Source organism: Pseudomonas sp. C2B4 (assembly GCF_013359695.1).
In the GTDB taxonomy this organism is placed as follows: Bacteria; Pseudomonadota; Gammaproteobacteria; order Pseudomonadales; family Pseudomonadaceae; genus Aquipseudomonas.
On the sequence record NZ_JABFMU010000021.1, the window covers coordinates 66,647 to 84,449 of the forward strand.

General features: G+C 62.5%; 15 protein-coding genes. 11 read left to right on the forward strand and 4 right to left on the reverse strand.

The genetic code is table 11. From position 1 onward, the window contains the following. Position 1 precedes the first annotated feature (1 nt). From tssC to HNQ83_RS15685, 9 genes are all read left to right on the forward strand, one after another. Positions 2–1,483, forward strand: coding sequence for a type VI secretion system contractile sheath large subunit (tssC, locus tag HNQ83_RS15645; protein WP_175389797.1), 1,482 nt, complete (start codon positions 2–4; stop codon positions 1,481–1,483). 77 nt (positions 1,484–1,560) lie between these two features. Continuing rightward, a complete protein-coding gene (locus HNQ83_RS15650) occupies positions 1,561–2,058 on the forward strand; it encodes an Hcp family type VI secretion system effector (protein WP_175389798.1) in 498 nt (165 codons plus the stop codon). A gap of 15 nt (positions 2,059–2,073) precedes the next feature. Then, positions 2,074–2,517 carry a type VI secretion system baseplate subunit TssE gene (gene tssE, locus HNQ83_RS15655; RefSeq protein WP_175389799.1) on the forward strand — a complete coding sequence of 148 codons (444 nt, stop codon included), beginning with the start codon at positions 2,074–2,076 and terminating at the stop codon, positions 2,515–2,517. Beyond that, complete coding sequence (gene tssF, locus HNQ83_RS15660) at positions 2,501–4,294, forward strand: type VI secretion system baseplate subunit TssF (RefSeq protein WP_175389800.1); 1,794 nt, start codon at positions 2,501–2,503, stop codon at positions 4,292–4,294. Before tssE ends, tssF begins: the two co-directional genes overlap by 17 nt. Next, positions 4,258–5,283 (forward strand): type VI secretion system baseplate subunit TssG, encoded by a 1,026-nt coding sequence (gene tssG / locus HNQ83_RS15665; protein ID WP_175389801.1) that lies wholly within the window; start codon positions 4,258–4,260, stop codon positions 5,281–5,283. The genes tssF and tssG overlap by 37 nt, the downstream gene beginning before the upstream one ends. A gap of 2 nt (positions 5,284–5,285) precedes the next feature. Then, positions 5,286–7,829 carry a type VI secretion system ATPase TssH gene (tssH, locus tag HNQ83_RS15670; protein ID WP_175389802.1) on the forward strand — a complete coding sequence of 848 codons (2,544 nt, stop codon included), beginning with the start codon at positions 5,286–5,288 and terminating at the stop codon, positions 7,827–7,829. A gap of 123 nt (positions 7,830–7,952) precedes the next feature. Next, positions 7,953–8,504: a hypothetical protein gene (locus HNQ83_RS15675; RefSeq protein WP_175389803.1), complete on the forward strand. Its 552-nt coding sequence runs from the start codon at positions 7,953–7,955 to the stop codon at positions 8,502–8,504. Positions 8,505–8,514: 10 nt separating this feature from the next. Next, positions 8,515–10,524, forward strand: a complete 2,010-nt coding sequence (tssI, locus tag HNQ83_RS15680) for a type VI secretion system tip protein VgrG (protein ID WP_175389804.1) — start codon at positions 8,515–8,517, stop codon at positions 10,522–10,524. Positions 10,525–10,536: 12 nt separating this feature from the next. Further along, on the forward strand, positions 10,537–11,079 hold the full coding sequence (locus tag HNQ83_RS15685; protein ID WP_175389805.1) for a toxin-antitoxin system YwqK family antitoxin: 543 nt from the start codon (positions 10,537–10,539) through the stop codon (positions 11,077–11,079). Between the two features lie 136 nt (positions 11,080–11,215). On the opposite strand, the gene HNQ83_RS15690 is transcribed toward HNQ83_RS15685, so the two are convergent. Continuing rightward, positions 11,216–11,611, reverse strand: a complete 396-nt coding sequence (locus tag HNQ83_RS15690) for a DUF4280 domain-containing protein (RefSeq protein ID WP_175389806.1) — start codon at positions 11,609–11,611, stop codon at positions 11,216–11,218. A 191-nt stretch (positions 11,612–11,802) separates the two neighbouring features. Between HNQ83_RS15690 and HNQ83_RS15695 the strand changes: the two genes are divergently transcribed. Further along, on the forward strand, positions 11,803–12,870 hold the full coding sequence (locus HNQ83_RS15695; protein ID WP_175389807.1) for a phosphotransferase family protein: 1,068 nt from the start codon (positions 11,803–11,805) through the stop codon (positions 12,868–12,870). A gap of 157 nt (positions 12,871–13,027) precedes the next feature. Continuing rightward, positions 13,028–13,795 (forward strand): SDR family oxidoreductase, encoded by a 768-nt coding sequence (locus HNQ83_RS15700; protein ID WP_110962532.1) that lies wholly within the window; start codon positions 13,028–13,030, stop codon positions 13,793–13,795. A gap of 468 nt (positions 13,796–14,263) precedes the next feature. Here the strand turns inward: HNQ83_RS15700 and HNQ83_RS15705 are convergent, their stop codons facing one another. The 3 genes from HNQ83_RS15705 to HNQ83_RS15715 form a co-directional block, all read right to left on the reverse strand. After that, positions 14,264–14,515, reverse strand: coding sequence for a DUF1652 domain-containing protein (locus HNQ83_RS15705; RefSeq protein WP_175389808.1), 252 nt, complete (start codon positions 14,513–14,515; stop codon positions 14,264–14,266). 186 nt (positions 14,516–14,701) lie between these two features. Next, entirely contained in the window at positions 14,702–16,198 is a 1,497-nt protein-coding gene (locus tag HNQ83_RS15710) for a helix-turn-helix transcriptional regulator (protein WP_175389809.1), read from the reverse strand. Between the two features lie 179 nt (positions 16,199–16,377). Then, positions 16,378–17,661: a Zn-dependent hydrolase gene (locus HNQ83_RS15715; protein ID WP_175389810.1), complete on the reverse strand. Its 1,284-nt coding sequence runs from the start codon at positions 17,659–17,661 to the stop codon at positions 16,378–16,380. Between the last annotated feature and the right edge of the window lie 142 nt (positions 17,662–17,803).

A 17,803-nucleotide genomic window follows, 5' to 3' on the forward strand; every position in this document is an offset into this window, starting at 1 on the left:
CATGCCCGCCTCCGCCTCAAGCCAAGCCAGCGACAGTACGACCCAGACCTTATCCCTGCTCGACCGCATCATCGCCGAGGGCCGCATGGCCCATGACGACAGTCAGCAGGATTACGCCCGCGACATGCTCGCGGAGTTCGCCACCCAGGTGCTCGACGAAGGCATGGCCATCGACAAGGACACTGTGGCGATGATCAACGACCGCATCAGCCAGATCGACGAGCTGATCAGCGCCCAGCTCAATGAAGTGCTGCATCACCCGGACCTGCAAAAACTCGAGGCGTCCTGGCGCGGCCTGCACATGCTGGTGCAGAACACCGAAACCAGCACCCGGCTGAAACTGCGCCTGCTCAACGTCTCCCAGAAAGAGCTGCAGAACGACCTGGAAAAAGCCGTCGAATTCGACCAGAGCGCGTTATTCAAGAAGATCTACGAAGAGGAATACGGCACCTTCGGCGGCCACCCGTTCAGCCTGCTGGTGGGGGACTACACCTTCGGCCGGCATCCGCAGGACATCGGCCTGCTGGAAAAGCTGTCGAACGTCGCCGCCGCGGCCCATGCCCCGTTCATTGCCGCCGCCAGTCCACGGCTGTTCGACATGAACAGCTTCACCGAACTGGCCGTGCCCCGTGATCTGTCGAAAGTCTTCGAAAGCCAGGAACTGATCAAGTGGCGCTCCTTCCGCGAAAGCGAAGATTCGCGCTACGTGTCGCTGGTGTTGCCGCACTTCTTGCTGCGCCTGCCCTATGGCCCGGAAACCTTACCGGTCGAAGGCATGAACTACGTCGAAGACGTGAACGGCACTGATCACAGTAAATACCTGTGGGGCAATGCGGCGTGGGCCCTGTCGCAACGGATCACCGAAGCCTTTGCCAAATACGGGTGGTGCGCGGCGATTCGCGGCGCCGAGGGCGGGGGCGCTGTGGAAGGCTTGCCGGCGCATACCTTCCGCACCAGTTCGGGCGACCTGTCGCTCAAGTGCCCGACCGAAGTGGCCATCACCGACCGTCGGGAAAAAGAGCTCAACGACCTCGGTTTCATCGCCCTGTGCCACAAGAAAAACAGCGACATCGCGGTGTTCTTCGGCGGCCAGACCACCAACAAATCCAAGGTCTACAACACCAACGAAGCCAATGCCAACGCGCGCATCTCGGCGATGTTGCCCTACGTGCTCGCCGCGTCGCGCTTCGCTCATTACCTGAAGGTGATCATGCGCGACAAGGTCGGCAGTTTCATGACCCGCGACAACGTCCAGACCTACCTCAACAACTGGATCGCCGACTACGTGCTGATCAACGACAACGCGCCGCAGGAGATCAAGGCGCAGTACCCGTTGCGAGAGGCCCGGGTGGACGTCACCGAAGTCGCCGGCAAGCCGGGCGCCTATCGGGCCACGGTGTTCCTGCGGCCGCACTTTCAGCTGGAGGAGCTGACCGCATCGATCCGACTGGTCGCCACCCTGCCGCCACCGGTCGCGGCCTGACCCACCCTGCCCCCGCCGGATTTTTCCGGCGGGGTTCCCCGCTTATCTGACGCGATAACCTTCTGGAGTTACATGCGATGGATGCAATCATTCTCGACCTCGGCGGCGACATCAAAGGCGACAGCCTGCTCGAGGGCTACACGGACAAGATCGAAGTCATGTCCTACAGCCATAACGTGGCGATGCAAGTGACCAATGACGTGAGCAACTCGGAGCGCACCTCCGGCAAACCCCACATCGGCGAGTTCACCCTGACCAAATTTGTCGACAGCTCGACCCCCTCTCTCAACGAGTACTGCTGCGCCGGCAAACCGATCCCGGAAGCCAAGGTCATCGTCGGGCGCAACGCCGCCGAAGGCGACGGCAAGCTGATGCCGTTCATCATCTACACCCTGACCAACGTGGTGCTGTCCAACGTCAGCGTCAGTGGCGGCACCGGCGGCAAACCGGTGGAAACCCTGTCGCTCAACTTCACCAAAATCAAATGGGAGCTGACGGCGCAGAAAGACGACGGCACCAAGGAAGGCACGGCCGCCTCGACCTGGGACATGGCCGCCAACAAGCTGGCCAAGTAAGCGGACGCGGCGGCCATGGCCGGCACTGGCATTCTCCCACCACTGTTCGAGCGCCTGGCCTCAAGCGAGACGGATACCGCGCAGGTGTTCGATCGCCAGGACCTGCTCGACTCGGTGCACACGGAGTTGCTACGCCTGTTCAACACCCGCCGCGGTCCCCGGGCGCTGACCACCCCGCCGAGCATTCTCGACTACGGCATCGCTGACTGGACCGCCCTGCAACAGCAGCGCAGCGATGACCGTCGTCAGTTGGCGCGGGAGGTCCGTGCCGCCATCGAGCATTTCGAACCGCGCCTGCTGTTGGCCGAGGTTCAGATCAATCCACTGCCGGGGCAACCTCAGCAACTGAGCATTCGCCTGCTCGGTCAATTGCGCAGCGGCCGACAACACTGGCCGGTGGCGTTTGTCATCGCACAGGCCGGTGAGAGTCTGGAGGTGCGCCATGAGCGACTCGATTGACCCGCAACTGCTCGACTACTACCAGCGCGAACTGACCTGGCTGCGGCGCGCCGGGAGTCAATTCGCCGAACGCTACCCCAAGGTCGCCCGGCGCCTGGAACTGTCCCCGGACGAATGCCCCGACCCGCACGTCGAGCGCTTGCTGGAAGGTTTCGCGTTGCTGGCGGCACGCTTGCAGCGCCGGCTCGATGACGACTACGCGGAATTCAGCGACGCGTTGCTGGAACAGCTTTATCCGCTGGCCATGCGCCCCTTGCCGTCCTGCGCGATCGTGCAGTTCGAGCCCGATCCTGGCAAAGGCAAACTCGACGGCGGCTACCCCTTGCCCCGGGATACTCCGCTGTTCGTCACCACCAGCAAAGGCGAAAGCATCCACTTTCGCACCAGCGCGGCGGTGCGCTTGTGGCCGATAGAGGTCACCGAAGCCTTGTTGCTCGGCAGCGACGAGGCCCAGGCGCTGACCGGTGTGAGTGAGGCCCGCTCCGCCCTGCGCCTGAGCCTGCGTTGCCTGGGGGAAACCCGCTGGGATGAACTGGCGATCGACCGGTTGCGGGTGCATCTGGCCGCATCGCCGGTGACCAACGCCTGCCTGTATGACCTGCTCGGCGCCCACGCGATCAACGTCCTCGCCGGAGCGCCGGGCAGTGTGCCGGTAGCGCTCAGCGGTTTGCCGGACATCGTCGGTTTCGCCAGTGATGAAGTGCTGCTGCCCGATGAAGACGGTGTCCACCCCGGCATGCGTCTGCTGGCCGAATATTTTGCCTTCCCGGAGAAATTCAACTTCTTCGATTTACCGCTGGCCGGTGCGGCCAGCGCCGATCCGACCCTGTTGCTGTACATCGTCTTCGACCGCGCCCCGGCCAGCCGCCTGCCCCTTCAAGCCAGCGACATTGCCCTGGGCTGCGCGCCGGTCATCAACCTTTTTCCGCGCACATCGGAGCCGTTGCGTCCGGACGGCACCCGCAGTGAATACCGACTGGTCGCTGACAGCCATCGGGAAAACAGCGTCGAGATCCACAGCATCCGCACCGTGCGCGCAAGCTCGGCCCAGGGTGTGCAGCGCCTCCCCGCCTATTACGGCCGGCAGCACAGTGGCGGTGAACAGCAACGCTACTGGCATGCGCGACGGGTCAGCGCGCTGACGCCCAATCGGCTGGGCAGTGACGTGCTGTTGAGTCTGGTGGACGCGCGCCTCAATCCCTTGACCGACCTGTTCGACTACAGCCTTACCGCGGAATTGCTCTGCACCAATCGACACCTGGCGCAAAGCCTGCCGGCCGGCACGCCCCTGGGCTTCGAACGCCCGGGGCCGGTGGCCTGGGCGCGGTTGCGCAATCCGCCCAGCGCCCAGAGCCTGCCGCAACTGGACGGCGAGTCGCGCTGGCGGCTGGTGTCGCAATTGACCCTCAATCATTTATCGCTGGTCGAAGGGCCGCAGGCCCTGGATGCGCTCAAGGAGATCCTGCAACTGCATAACCTGCGCGATGAGGCCGCAGCCTTGCGGCAGATCCAGGGCTTGCTGGGCCTGGAGTGCGAGCGCGTGATCGCGCACATCGGCGAAGATGCCTGGCGTGGTTGGCGCAATGGCCTGGAAGTGCGTCTGCAACTCGACCCGCAGCATTTCGTCGGCAGCAGCGCCGTGTTGTTTTCGGCGGTACTGGCGCAGTTCTTTTCCCTGTATGCCACGGCTAACCGCTTCGTGCGTACGGTACTGGTGCAGTCCGACAAGGAGGTCAAGGCATGGCAACCCCAAGCCGGCATGCCCCTGTCCCTCTGAGCCTGAGCCAACGCTTGCGCCGCGACCCGCAGGCGTTCGAGCTGTTGCAGGCGTTGTTGCTGCTGGAGCGCGAAAGTCCGCAAGCCGACTCCCTGGGCAGCGGCAGCGCGCCCCAGGCCGAAGCCCTGCGCTTGCGTGGGCCGTTGACGCCGCTGTTCGCCGCCAGTGAGGTCGAAAGCCTGAGCGAAGCACCCGGCGAGCGCCCGGTGCTCAGCACCCCGATGTTCGGCCTCGGCGGCCCCGACGGCCCCCTGCCCTACGCCTATCAGGAATGGTTGCAGCAGCGGGCCCGGGCCAGGGACCATGCGCCGGCCGCGTTTCTCGATCTGTTCCAGCATCGGCTGTTGAGCCTGCTGTACAAGGTGATGCGCAAACACCGGATCGCCGTGGGCTTCACCCCGCCGGGCGCCTCACCCGTCCACGCGCAACTGCGGGCGCTGACGGGCTTGTTGCCCAAGGCGTTGCGGGAACGTCAGGCCATACCCGACAGCGCCGTGCTGGCGTGCAGCGCCTTGTTCGCCGATGGCCGCCGTTCACTGGCCGGCTTCGCCGCCATCGTGCGCGAACAGTTTGAAATGCCGGTGCAACTCAGTGCTTATGAAGGGGCCTGGCGCGAGATTCCGCCGGCCAGCCGCAGCCGCCTGCAACCCGGAGGCCGCAATCTGCAACTGGGGCGCAGCGCCGTCGCCGGCACGCGGGTGTGGGATGAACACGCCGGGATTCGCCTCACCCTCGGCCCCTTGAGCTCGGCACAAGCGGCAGGCTTTCTTCCGGACGGCGAAGCACACCCGGCCCTGGCCAGCCTCGGCGCCCTGTATTTCGGCCCGGACCTGGACATAACCCTGGTGCTGCTGGTGCGTGGGGCCGGGCCGCTGATACTCGGCCGCGACACGGCGCCGGTGCTCAGCTGGAACGGCGGTTTGCAACGCCAGACCAGCCTCGCCGTGCAGCGGATCGAAACCCGCCTTCGTCAGCCGGAGATCACCTGAACATGGAACTGGCCAGCCTGATCGGACGCCTCAACCCGGACAACCGCCGTGCCCTGGAACGGGCCGCGCAACGCTGCCTGCAACGGGGCCATCATTTCGTTGAAATCGAACACCTGCTGCTGGAGTTGCTGGATATCGAGGGCGGTGACTTTGCCTTCCTGCTGCCGCGCTTCGGTCTGGAGCGCGATGCCCTGAGCGCTGAAATCAACAAGGCGCTGGACTTGTTCAAGGCGGGCAGCACCCGCACGCCGGCGATCTCGACGCACACCCTCGGCCTGCTGGAGGACGCCGTGGTCCAGGCCAGCGTGCTGGGACTGGAGAGTATTCGCTCCGGCCTGTTGCTGCTGGCGCTGATCGACCGCGACGAACGCCGCAGCCTGCTGCTCAACAGTGCTTCATCGCTGCTGCGCATTCCCCGTGAAGCCCTGCGCGCCAACCTGTTGGAGTGGACGGAAAAATCCCGTGAACATGTCGGCGGTGTACGCGCTGTCGCCAAGAAGAGTGCACAACCCAAGCAGGACTCGGTGCTCGATCAGTACACCCAGGACCTGACCGCCGACGCCCACGCCGGGCGCATCGACCCGATCGTCGGGCGCGATGGCGAGATTCGCCAGTGCATCGACATCCTGCTGCGGCGCCGACAGAACAATCCGATCCTGGTCGGCGCCCCGGGCGTGGGCAAGACCGCCGTGGTCGAAGGCTTGGCCCTGCGCATCGCCGCCGGTGATGTGCCGCCCTCATTGCAAGAAGTCAGCCTGCGGGTACTGGACCTGGGCCTGTTGCAGGCCGGTGCCGGGGTCAAGGGCGAGTTCGAACAGCGGCTCAAGGGGGTGATCGATGCGGTTCGCAGCGCTGAAAAACCGATCATTCTGTTTATCGACGAAGCCCACACCCTGATTGGCGCCGGAGGTGCCGAAGGTGGCAGCGACGCGGCGAACCTGCTCAAACCGGCGCTGGCCCGAGGCGAATTACGCACCCTCGCGGCCACCACCTGGCTGGAGTACAAGAAATACTTCGAAAAAGACCCGGCCCTCGCCCGGCGTTTCCAGCTGGTGCAGGTCGAGGAGCCGGACGAAGCCACCGCCGTGGAAATGCTTCGCGGCGTTGCTGCGAAACTGGAAGAGCATCACGGCGTGCAGGTACTGGATGCGGCCATTCACGAAGCTGTGAAGCTGTCGCACCGCTACATCTCCGGGCGCCAGTTGCCGGACAAGGCCATCAGCGTGCTCGACACCGCGTGCGCCCGGGTCGCCCTCGGCCAGCACGATGTGCCGCCACCGCTGGAAAGTCTGCGTCACCGCCAGCAAAGCCTGAAAGATGAGGTCGAACGCCTGCGCCGGGAACAGGCCACCGGGCTTGATCATCGCGAACGCATCACCGGGCTCGAAAGCGAATCCCTGAGCAACGAACAGGCCATTCGCGAGCTGGAAACCCGCTGGAGCGAAGAGCGGGTCGCGGTGCGTGAACTGCTGGACACCCGCCGTGAACTGCTGGCCTTGAGCGAACGCGCCGACAGCGACAAACCCGATGAAGCCACCGACACCCGCATCGATCACCTGGCCGCCGAACTGCTGCGCCTGGAAGCCGGGCTCGATGCTATTCGCCAGGACGACCCCTTAGTGCCGGAACAGGTCGACACCAAAACCGTGGCGGCAGTGATCGCCGGCTGGACCGGCATCCCGGTGGGCAAAATGCTTGCCGACGAAGCCCACGCGGTCCGTACCGTCGGCCAGCGCATGGGCTTGCGGGTGATGGGCCAGAGCATCGCGCTGAACACCATTGCGCAACGCCTGCAAGCCTACCGCGCCGGGCTCACCGACCCGCAGAAACCGGTCGGCGTGTTCCTGCTCGTCGGCCCCACCGGCGTCGGCAAAACCGAAACCGCCTACGCCCTGGCCGATGCCCTGTACGGCGGCGAACGCAACCTGATCAGCATCAACCTCTCGGAATACCAGGAAGCCCACACCGTCAGCCAGCTCAAAGGCGCTCCGCCCGGTTACGTCGGCTACGGCAGCGGCGGTGTCCTGACCGAAGCGGTGCGGCGCAAACCCTATTCCGTGGTGCTGCTGGACGAAATCGAAAAGGCCCACCCGGACGTGCTCGAAGCCTTTTACAACGTGTTCGATAAAGGTGTGATGGAGGACGGCACCGGCCTGGTGGTGGACTTCAAAAACACCGTGATGCTCGCCACCAGCAACGTGGGCGCCGAGTTGCTGCTCGATACACCCGTGGCGCAGCTGGGCACCGACGCCTTCAACGAAGCCCTGCACAAGGTGTTGCTGCAAGCCTTTCGCCCGGCATTTCTGGCGCGCATGACCGTGGTCGCGTACCGGCCACTGGATGAGGCGACGCTGGAGGGCATTGTGTTGGCGAAACTGGAGAAACTGCGCGGCCGCTACAAAGCCGCGACCGGCAAGCAGTTTGAATTCGATGCCGGGATTGTGCAGGCCGTGCTGGCCAAATGCAGTGCGGCCGGGGCCAGGGATATCGAGAATGTGTTGATGACGCAGGTGACAGGGAAGTTGGCGGAGTGGGTGTTGGAGTAACGCGTCCAGCAACCGGCGGCCGACAAGGGTGTTCATCCCGAGATTGAATGGGGTAACAAAAACACAACGACGATGGGCTCGGTGAAACGCCTGTCCAACAATCCGAAGGAATGGAGATAAGCCATGCCACTTCAACAAACCACGAAAGACCTGCTCGCCAAATACTTTGGAAACATGATGGGTCCGGATGATGCCTCCTACGATGCAGCAGTGGCATTTTCTCGGGTTTTAACAAGCAACGGTGTCAACAGTGAAGGCGTTATCGCTGTTTGCTTGTCCGCGGGTAACTATTGGTACTTCGCCGTATCCCCCGACCTGCAACGAAACATAAAAACCGTAGCGGGCACTTTTGGCGTTACGAAGTGGATAGAGAAAGCCGCTGGAATTGCCGTGGCCAAGGCGAATGACACTGTTCGCAAAGGCATTACCGGCTGTACGACTACATCAGATGCCATCAGTGAATATCGCAACCCGGGATGTGCCGAAAAGAAAATAATTCATCAGATCCATGACAGAGGCGCCACCATCGCGGAGCTATCTCTCGTTGTGCATCCTCTGGGCAAGGATGTCTCATCACTGACTTCCTACGAGACCGTCGGCGACCGGTACGGCTCGTACATCACGCCATGCAGCGGCTGCATCGGTGCCGCCGACGCTTATTGCGCACCCGACTGAATCAAAGCCAATGCCCCGCGCCGCCGACAGCAACACCACCCTCTCCCTCACCGCCCCCTCGCTGTCGGCGCTTTACCCTGAGTCACTGTCCGGCGATGAAGCGCTCAATAGCCTCGGCTCGTACACCCTCAACGGCCTCAATGACGGCACTTCCCTAGCTCTGAGCCCGGCCATCGCCAGCCACGTCACCACCACCCTGCACAACGATGCCCAGACCCGCCCATTGGACGCGCTGGTCGCCGAAATCCGCCAACTCCCCGCCGATGCCACGGCTGAGCGCTATCAGCTGGTTTTAAGGCCTTGGCTCTGGTGGCTGACCCTGGCCAGCAACAATCGGGTGTTCCAGAACCTCAGCACGTCGGACATCGTCACCACGATTTTCAAGGCCCACGGCTTCACCGATTTCAAGCTCTCGCTCACCGGCAGTTACACCCCTCGGGAATATTGCGTGCAGTACGGCGAGACCGATTTCAGTTTTATCTCGCGACTGCTGGAGGACGAGGGGATTTTCTGGTTTTTCACCCACGAGGACGGCAAGCACACGCTGGTACTGGGGGACAGCAACGATGCGTTCGTGCCGATTCCCAACGGGCCCAAGGTCAATTACCTCGGCCAGCAAATGGGGGAACGCGAGCTGCATGGCATTCGCGCAGGCCAGGTCTGTGTGCAGGCCGTGGCCGGGGTGTACCGGGCGACGGATTACGAATTCACCACACCGACGACCTCGCTGTACGCCCAGGCCGAAGCCGTGGCCGGGCCGCGTTCGATGTATGAGCATCCGGGCGGTTACACCGCCAAGGCCCGTGGCGATGCACTGACCAAACAGCGGGTGGACGGGTTGCGCAGTGAGGAGAAGCGCTTTGTCGGCGAAAGCGACTGCCGCTGGCTGGTTCCGGGGCATTGGTTCACCCTCGCCGGGCATGATGACCCGGCGCAGAACATCGATTGGGTGGTGACCCGGGTGACCCATGACGTCAGCCACGAGCACTACCGCAACCGTTTCGAGGCCATCCCCAAGGCCACGCCGTTTCGCCCCTCGCGCACCACGCACAAACCACGGATGCATCCGCAGACAGCGCTCGTGGTAGGCAAGTCCGGGGAGGAAATCTGGACCGACGAATACGGTCGCATCAAGTTGCAGTTCCCCTGGGATCGCGACGGCAAAAATGACGAGACCAGTTCCTGCTGGGTGCGCGTGGTGCTGCCCTGGAGCGGCAAGGGTTTCGGCATGCAATTCGTGCCGCGCATCGGCCAGGAAGTGATCGTGACCTTCATCGACGGCGATCCCGACCGCCCCCTGGTCACCGGCTGCGTCTACAACGGCGATAACGCCCTGCCCTATGCCTTGCCCGCCAATCAGACGCAATCGGGGATCAAGACTCAGTCATCCAAGGGTGGCGGCGGGTTCAACGAGTTGCGCTTCGAGGACAAGAAAGACGCCGAAGAGGTGTTTTTGCAGGCGCAGAAAGACCTGAAGATCAACGTGCTCAACGATACCACTGCCACGGTGGGTCACGATGAAACCCTCACGGTGCAAAACGCGCGCACCCGGACCGTGAAGGACGGTGACGAAACCGTGACCCTGGAGAAAGGCAACCGTAGCGTGACGATCCAGACCGGCACCGACAGCCTCGACGTCAAGGACAGCCGCACGGTGAAGGTCGGTGCCGACCAGAACCACAGCACCGGCGGCAATTACGCGCACAAGGTCACCGGCGACTACAGCCTGACGGTGGACGGCAACCTGACCATCAAGGTGACCGGTACCCTGACCCTGCAAAGTGGTGGCAGTTTTGCGATCAAAAGCGGTGCGGATCTGGCGGCCGAGGCCAGCACCTCGATCAGTCAGAAAGCCGGGACCTCGTTGAGCAGCCAGGCCGGAACATCCCTGGAAAACAAGGCCGGCACCACGATGACCAACGATGCCGGCATCAGCCTTACGAACAAGGCCGCCGCCTCGCAGACCGTGGATGGTGGCGGCATGCTGACCATCAAGGGCGGCCTGGTGCAAGTCAACTGACAGGGAGTGACCATGGCCACGACGCCGCTGGATGTGCAGCAGAACGATAAGCAGCTCAAGGGTCGCCTGCTCGACGGGCAACTCGACGGTGCGCTGCATATCAAGGACGACGGTCGCGCCCAGGCCGATCTGCAATACAGCCGAGGCGAACTGCAAGGCATCACGCTGCTGTATCACCCCAATGGCCAACTGTCGGCGCAACTGCCTTTCGAGCAGGACAAACTGCAGGGCATCGCCAGTTTCTACGCGCCCGAAGGCTGGCTGCAACGCAAGGCCACTTACCGGCGCGGGTTGCTGCATGGCGAGGCGTTGAATTTTTTCCCGGACGGACAACTGGCTGAAGCCGAGCTTTACCGCGATGGCGTGCGCGAGGGGCGTTACCAGCGTTTTCATCCCAATGGAAAACCGGCGGTGGAGGCCCGTTATCTCAATGGACAACTGGTCGAGCCGGAACAGGGTTTCGCCAGTGACGGCCGGCCGCTGGATGACACGGGCAAACCGATCTCAAGGGTGCGTTGGTGGTTTCAGCGCTGGAATGATCCGGCCGAAACCTGAATCCGGTGTGCTGACTGTTCCGGCCTCTTCGCGAGCAAGCTCGCTCCCACATTTGATCCGGGTCGTTCATCAATCCAATGTGGGAGCGAGCCTGCTCGCGAAGAGGCCGGTACTGCCAACATTTTCGGTGCATCAATCAGGGAATGAGCATCTGCATCTGCCCCGGCATGACGATCTTGATCACCCCGGCCCAGTTGCACATCAGGGTGCTGTTGGCATCGATAGCCGGCATGCCGCCCAGCAGCAGGGTCGGCGGGCCTCCGGGGATCCATGGCGTGGCGGTGGCCGGGATGCACGGCATCGGCGTCAGCACGCCAAGTGCCGCGGCAGTCGCAGCGGCGACCGTGGGGTTGGCCAGGCTGGTGCACATGCCGAACGTGGTGACATTCACCAGCGGTATGTGGTCCATGATGTTCGCCGCTGGCAGCCCGCCGGTCAGCGTGCGGTTCACCGGCAGCACATTGAGCACCGCCGGCGCGGCGCCGAAGCTGCATTGCAGGGTGGCACTGGCACACACTTGCGGACAACCCATTCCACACCTCCGTCCTGGAAGCCATCAGCCCCTCTCAACCATAGCCCGCAACCGCGCTTCTCACACATCAGGAACACTGATTATCCGGCAACACGCTAACCTATAAGACCGTGTCGCACTTGTGGCGCTCAAGGCGCGCCATTAGATTAGCCAATGATGTCTGGCCTCCAAAATAAGCAGAAGGGATAAGCATGGCGCTTACTGACCAGTCCACCCGTATCCGCTCCGGCGAAGAACTCGATGCCAGCCTGATCGATCCATACCTCAAGGCGCACATTCCGGGCCTCAGTGGCCTGCCGCAGATCAGCCAGTTTCCGGGCGGCGCGTCCAACCTCACCTATTTGCTCGAATACCCTGAGCAGGAGTTCGTCCTGCGCCGGCCGCCCTTTGGCCACAAGGCCAAGTCCGCCCACGACATGGGGCGCGAATTCCGCATCCTCAATCAATTGCGCGACGGTTTTCCGTATTGCCCGAAAGCCTATGTGCACTGCACCGATGAGTCGGTGATCGGTGCCGATTTCTACGTGATGGAGCGGGTCAAGGGCATCATCCTGCGCTCGGAACTGCCACCGGAACTGGGGCTCGATTCAGCGAAAACCGAAGCCCTGTGCAAAAGCTTCATCGACAAGTTCGTCGAACTGCACCGGGTCGACTACAACGCCTATGGCCTGGGTGATCTCGGCAAGCCCGAAGGCTATGTGGCACGGCAGATCAAGGGCTGGAGCGATCGCTATGAGAAGGCCCTGACCCCGGATGCGCCGCAGTGGGAAGCGGTCAAGGCCTGGCTCAACGACAAGATGCCGGCCGATCACCCGACCTCCAGCATCGTGCACAACGACTACCGCTTCGACAACGTGATCCTCGACCCGAACAACCCGATGCAGATCATCGGCGTGCTCGATTGGGAACTGACGACGCTGGGCGATCCGCTGATGGACCTGGGCAACACCCTCGCCTACTGGATCGAAGCCGGCGACCCGGCCCCGGTGCAACTGATGCGCCGTCAGCCAAGCCACGCCCCGGGCATGCTGACCCGCCGCGAATTCGTCGATTACTACGCCCAGCGTTCCGGGATCCAGATCGACAATTTCGACTTCTACTACACCTACGGCCTGTTCCGCCTGGCCGGCATCGTGCAGCAGATCTACTACCGCTTCTACCATGGCCAGACCCAGGACAAACGCTTTGCGCAGTTCATTCACATGAACAAACTGCTGGAGCAGATGAGCCTGCAGGTCATCCAGAAATCCGATCTCTGACCCTGGCGATCCTCTGTAGGAGCGAGCCTGCTCGCGATGGTCGTAAACGATAACGTGGGCTTACTGAACCAACTCAATAAGCCCGCCCCTACCGACTGGCATCAGCTGCAACCCCGGCTTTTGACTCGATAACAAGACTTCATTAAAAGAGAATCCCATGTCCAAGACTCAGTTGTTCGACCTCGACGGCAAGATCGCTTTCGTTTCCGGTGCCAGCCGCGGTATCGGTGAAGCCATCGCCAAACTGCTGGCCCAGCAAGGCGCCCACGTGATCGTTTCGAGCCGCAAGCTCGAAGGCTGCCAGCACGTGGCCGACGCGATCATCGCCGCCGGCGGCAAGGCCACGGCCATTGCTTGCCATATCGGTGAAATGGAGCAGATCAGCCAGGTCTTCGCCGGCATCAAGGAACAGTTCGGACGCCTGGACATCCTGGTCAACAACGCCGCGACCAACCCACAGTTCTGCAACGTGCTGGACACCGACCTCGGCGCATTCCAGAAGACCGTCGACGTCAACATTCGCGGCTATTTCTTCATGTCGGTGGAAGCCGGCAAGCTGATGCGCGAAAACGGTGGCGGCAGCATCATCAACGTCGCTTCGATCAACGGCATCTCCCCGGGCGTGTTCCAGGGCATCTATTCGGTGACCAAGGCGGCGGTAATCAACATGACCAAAGTCTTCGCCAAGGAATGCGCGCAGTTCGGCATCCGCTGCAACGCCCTGCTGCCGGGCCTGACCGACACCAAGTTCGCTTCGGCCCTGGTGAAGAACGAGGCGATCCTGAATACCGCGCTGGCACAGATCCCGCTCAAGCGTGTAGCGGACCCAAGCGAAATGGCCGGCGCGGTGCTGTACCTGGCCAGCGACGCGTCGAGCTACACCACCGGTGTTTCGCTGAACGTCGATGGTGGTTTCCTGTCCTGATGCCCTGACACCCAAGCCAAACCACTGTGGGAGCGAGCCTGCTCGCGATAGAGGTCTGCCAGTCAACATTGAAGTTGAATGTCACACCGTCATCGCGAGCAGGCTCGCTCCCACAAGTGTTTACTGCGTGACACAGCGAGTGGTCGTAGTGACCCGCGTCACCTCGCCATTTTCATCACGCACATCGCCCAGCACATCGGTTTTATCCATGGCCTGGCAGGTGCGGACCGGCGGTGGCGGCGGCGCGGCGGGTGGAGGTGGCGGCGGACTGGCACAGCCACCGAGAATGACAGCACACAGCGCAAGTGGTGTGAAAACGCGTTTCCCAAGACTGTTCATAGGATGACCCGCGAAAAGTGATCGACAAGTTTGTGACAACAAAACACTGCCAAAAAGTTCACGGGCGAGTCATGGGAAAGCCGATTTCGTGGGTTCTTCAGCCCCAACGGTAGTCAAAACCGACAAAAATCACAGCACGGGATCGGAGCGATGCAGGGTGTTGCTTTCGAGCTCGTAACGCAGCTCTTCGATCAGCGCGGCGACCGCTTCGCTGGTGTTTAGCGTTGCCACGTTCAACCCGCTGACCACCAGGTCCACCTGCCCGGACACCGGATGGTAGAGCTTCACCGTCAACGAATGATCGCCTGTGATGGTGCATTCGCAGGCCAGGGGAGAAAAACTGCGTTCCAGTTGCAACCGCAATTGCGCCACGTGAATCATCGCGGTTGACCCTCGTGGCAAGGGACTGCAAACGTCAGGTGTTTCAGCTGCATGGCGAGTCCTTGATCGGCTTGAACAATCGCGCGCGAAGGATCCGGAGATCTCCGTTCGCACGCTCTCAGCCTAAGAGCCGCTGCACCCTGCCAAAACCTCCATTTGCACTATGACAGCTAGTGCATTTGCACCTTAGCGCTGCCCCCTGGATCGCCCTGCCCCGGCGAACAACCCACGCTCGCGCGCCCAGACGATCGCCTCGCTGCGACTGTGCACATCGAGTTTGGAATACACCGTCGCGACGTGGTTGCGCACCGTGTTCGGCGCAAGCTTGAGGCGCGCGGCGATTTCCTTGTCGGCCAGGCCTTCGCAGATCAGCTCCAGCACATCACGCTCGCGGACCGTCAGGTCGGTGAAGGACACACTGGGCAATTGCGGCGAATTGACGTTTTTCACGTTGGCCAGTTTCTCGATCAGCGTGCGGCTGAACCACGAAGCGTCTTTCATCACCTCTTCAATGGCCGCCACCAGCTCCAGCTCAGTGCGTTTGCGCTCGGTGATGTCCATCAACACCAGCAAGTAGCAAGGGGTGTCCTGTATGTTCACGGTCTCCGCCGACACGGCGCAATCGATCAGCCCGACGTCTTTTTTGCGGACGCGAACATCAACACGGTCCAGTCGTCCGGTTTTCTCCAGCGCCGCTAGCAGTTTGGCCTTCGCGCCCTTGTCATGGATGAAGTCGATCTCGGCGATGGATTTGCCCTGTACCTCTTCGCGGGGATACGCGAGGGTCTCCAGAAAGGCGTCATTCACATCCAGCACCACCTGATCCCCGGCGCTGCAGACCAGGATCGGCACCGGTGTCAGGCGAAATGCCTTGGCAAACCGTTCCTCGCTCTGCCGCAGGGCGACTTCGGCCTTGCGCCGGGGCTCCATGTCCACGAAGGAAAACAGCATGCAGGGTTCGTCGTTGAGCTCCAGGGGTTGGCCGGCGACGATCACTTGCTTGTAGTCGCCGTCAGCCATGCGCAGTTCGGCTTGCATTTGCGGAATGGTCGCGCCTTCGCGCAAGCGCTGTTTCGCCAGGTCCTTGTTTTCGGCCTGGTCCAGCACGTCCAGCTCATAAGTCGAGCTGCCAATCACCTGATCGCGGGCATAACCCGTCATTTCGAGAAAACCGGGATTGACCTTGATGTAGCGCAAATCGCTCAGACGGCAGATCACCGCCGGCGCCGGATTGGCGGCGAAGGTCTTCTCGAAACGCTGCTCGGCGCTGGCCCAGTCGGTGACATCGTCCATGATCAGCACCAGGGATTCCGGCTCTCCGTGGCTGTCGGTCACCACCAGGCTGCGCACGCGGTGGACCCAGGTATGTTCTTCGTCATGGACCGGCGTCAGCTCCACCAGCACATCGCTGAAGGTCTCCCCACGCGCCACGCGGTGAATCGGGTAATTATCCGCCGGCACCGGATGATGGTTGCGATAACGCAAGGCGAAACGCCGGACATAATCCTCGGCATCGGCCCCCAGTTCGCCGATCCGATCGACGCCGTGCATGGCCAGCGCAGCGTTGTTGGCCCAGACAATGGTCTGGTCCAGTTCCAGCAGAATCACCCCGTCGGACAGGCCGGTGATGATCTGCTGCAACTGGCGGCGACTGGTTTCGGTGGTCAGGACGTCCTGGCTCATTGGATCTCCACACATGCGATGGTCCCTGTGAAGAGTACGACCGCCAGGCCCAGCGATAGTGCGAAGAACTTGTGGGAGCGAGCCTGCTCGCGAAAGCGGTGTGTCAGCCAACATCAATGTTGAATGGCAAACCGCCTTCGCGAGCAGGCTCGCTCCCACAGGAAGAGTGAGGGCAGTCCTTATGCCGCCATTTGCCCCTTCGCAATCGCCGCCGAAGCCGCCAGCATCGCCCGCAACAGCACCGCGCACCCGGCCGCCAGGTCATCCGGCGCGGCGTTTTCGATTTCGTTGTGGCTGATGCCGCCTTCGCACGGCACGAAGATCATCCCGGCCGGACCGAGTTCGGCGAGAAAGATCGCGTCGTGCCCCGCGCCGCTGACGATGTCCATGTGCGACAGGCCCAGGCCTTGCGCGGCACCGCGTACCGCTTCGACGCAGCCCTTGTCGAAATACAATGGCGGGAAGTCGGCGGTGGGTGTCAGCTCGTAAGTGAGGCCGTGTTCCTCGCAGGTGGTTTCGATGACTTCGCGGACTTCGGCGATCATCGAGTCCAGCCGTGCCGGTTCCAGATGCCGGAAATCCAGGGTCATGCGCACTTCGCCGGGGATGACGTTGCGGGAACCGGGATAGGCTTGCAGGCACCCGACGGTACCGCAGGCGTGGGGCTGGTGACCGAGGGCGGCGCGGTTGACTGCGCCAACGATGACGGCAGCGCCGACCAGTGCATCCTTGCGCAGGTGCATCGGGGTCGGTCCCGCATGGGCCTCGACGCCGCGCAGTTTCAGGTCGAACCATTTCTGCCCGAGGGCGCCCATGACGACGCCAATGGTCTTGCGCTCGTCTTCGAGAATCGGCCCTTGCTCGATGTGCGCTTCGAAATAAGCGCCCACCGCGTGGCCGCTGACGGCTCGTGGGCCCGCGTAGCCGATGGCATTCAACGCCTCGCCCACGGTCACCCCCTCGGCATCGACCTTGGCCAGGGTTTCTTCCAGGGTGAATTTTTCCGCGAACACGCCGGAGCCCATCATGCACGGGGCGAAGCGCGAGCCCTCTTCGTTGGTCCACACCACCACTTCCATCGGCGCTTCGGTTTCGATGCCCAGGTCATTGAGGGTGCGCAGCACTTCGACGCCGGCCAGCACGCCGAAGCAGCCGTCGAACTTGCCGCCGGTGGGTTGGGTGTCGATGTGGCTGCCGGTCATCACTGGCGGCAGGTCAGGATTGCGGCCCGGACGACGAGCGAAGATGTTGCCGACGGCGTCGATGCTGACGGTGCAGCCTGCTTCCTCACACCACTTCACAAACGTATCGCGGGCCTGGCGGTCGAGGTCAGTCAGGGCCAGGCGACAGACGCCGCCCTTGACCGTGGCGCCGAGTTTCGCCAGCTCCATGAGCGACTGCCACAGACGGTCGCGGTTGATGTGCTGATGGGTGGATTGCAGAACGTCTACGGCTGCGTTCATGGGGATCTCCTCAGGCTGTTCTTGTGTGTTTCTTCAGGCAATTCGTTGGTGTTTGTGCCGCCGTCTTCGCGAGCAGGCTCGCTCCCACAGTTGAAATGCAGTCCCCTGTGGGAGCGAGCCTGCTCGCGAAGAGGCCATCCGC

Excerpts from the sequence above, each read along its gene's own strand:
- tssC (WP_175389797.1), top strand. The coding sequence starts at position 2 with ATGCCCGCCTCCGCCTCAAGCCAAGCCAGCGACAGTACGACCCAGACC.
- HNQ83_RS15650 (WP_175389798.1), top strand. The coding sequence starts at position 1,561 with ATGGATGCAATCATTCTCGACCTCGGCGGCGACATCAAAGGCGACAGC.
- tssE (WP_175389799.1), top strand. The coding sequence starts at position 2,074 with ATGGCCGGCACTGGCATTCTCCCACCACTGTTCGAGCGCCTGGCCTCA.
- tssF (WP_175389800.1), top strand. The coding sequence starts at position 2,501 with ATGAGCGACTCGATTGACCCGCAACTGCTCGACTACTACCAGCGCGAA.
- tssG (WP_175389801.1), top strand. The coding sequence starts at position 4,258 with ATGGCAACCCCAAGCCGGCATGCCCCTGTCCCTCTGAGCCTGAGCCAA.
- tssH (WP_175389802.1), top strand. The coding sequence starts at position 5,286 with ATGGAACTGGCCAGCCTGATCGGACGCCTCAACCCGGACAACCGCCGT.
- HNQ83_RS15675 (WP_175389803.1), top strand. The coding sequence starts at position 7,953 with ATGCCACTTCAACAAACCACGAAAGACCTGCTCGCCAAATACTTTGGA.
- tssI (WP_175389804.1), top strand. The coding sequence starts at position 8,515 with ATGCCCCGCGCCGCCGACAGCAACACCACCCTCTCCCTCACCGCCCCC.
- HNQ83_RS15685 (WP_175389805.1), top strand. The coding sequence starts at position 10,537 with ATGGCCACGACGCCGCTGGATGTGCAGCAGAACGATAAGCAGCTCAAG.
- HNQ83_RS15690 (WP_175389806.1), bottom strand. The coding sequence starts at position 11,611 with ATGGGTTGTCCGCAAGTGTGTGCCAGTGCCACCCTGCAATGCAGCTTC.
- HNQ83_RS15695 (WP_175389807.1), top strand. The coding sequence starts at position 11,803 with ATGGCGCTTACTGACCAGTCCACCCGTATCCGCTCCGGCGAAGAACTC.
- HNQ83_RS15700 (WP_110962532.1), top strand. The coding sequence starts at position 13,028 with ATGTCCAAGACTCAGTTGTTCGACCTCGACGGCAAGATCGCTTTCGTT.
- HNQ83_RS15705 (WP_175389808.1), bottom strand. The coding sequence starts at position 14,515 with ATGATTCACGTGGCGCAATTGCGGTTGCAACTGGAACGCAGTTTTTCT.
- HNQ83_RS15710 (WP_175389809.1), bottom strand. The coding sequence starts at position 16,198 with ATGAGCCAGGACGTCCTGACCACCGAAACCAGTCGCCGCCAGTTGCAG.
- HNQ83_RS15715 (WP_175389810.1), bottom strand. The coding sequence starts at position 17,661 with ATGAACGCAGCCGTAGACGTTCTGCAATCCACCCATCAGCACATCAAC.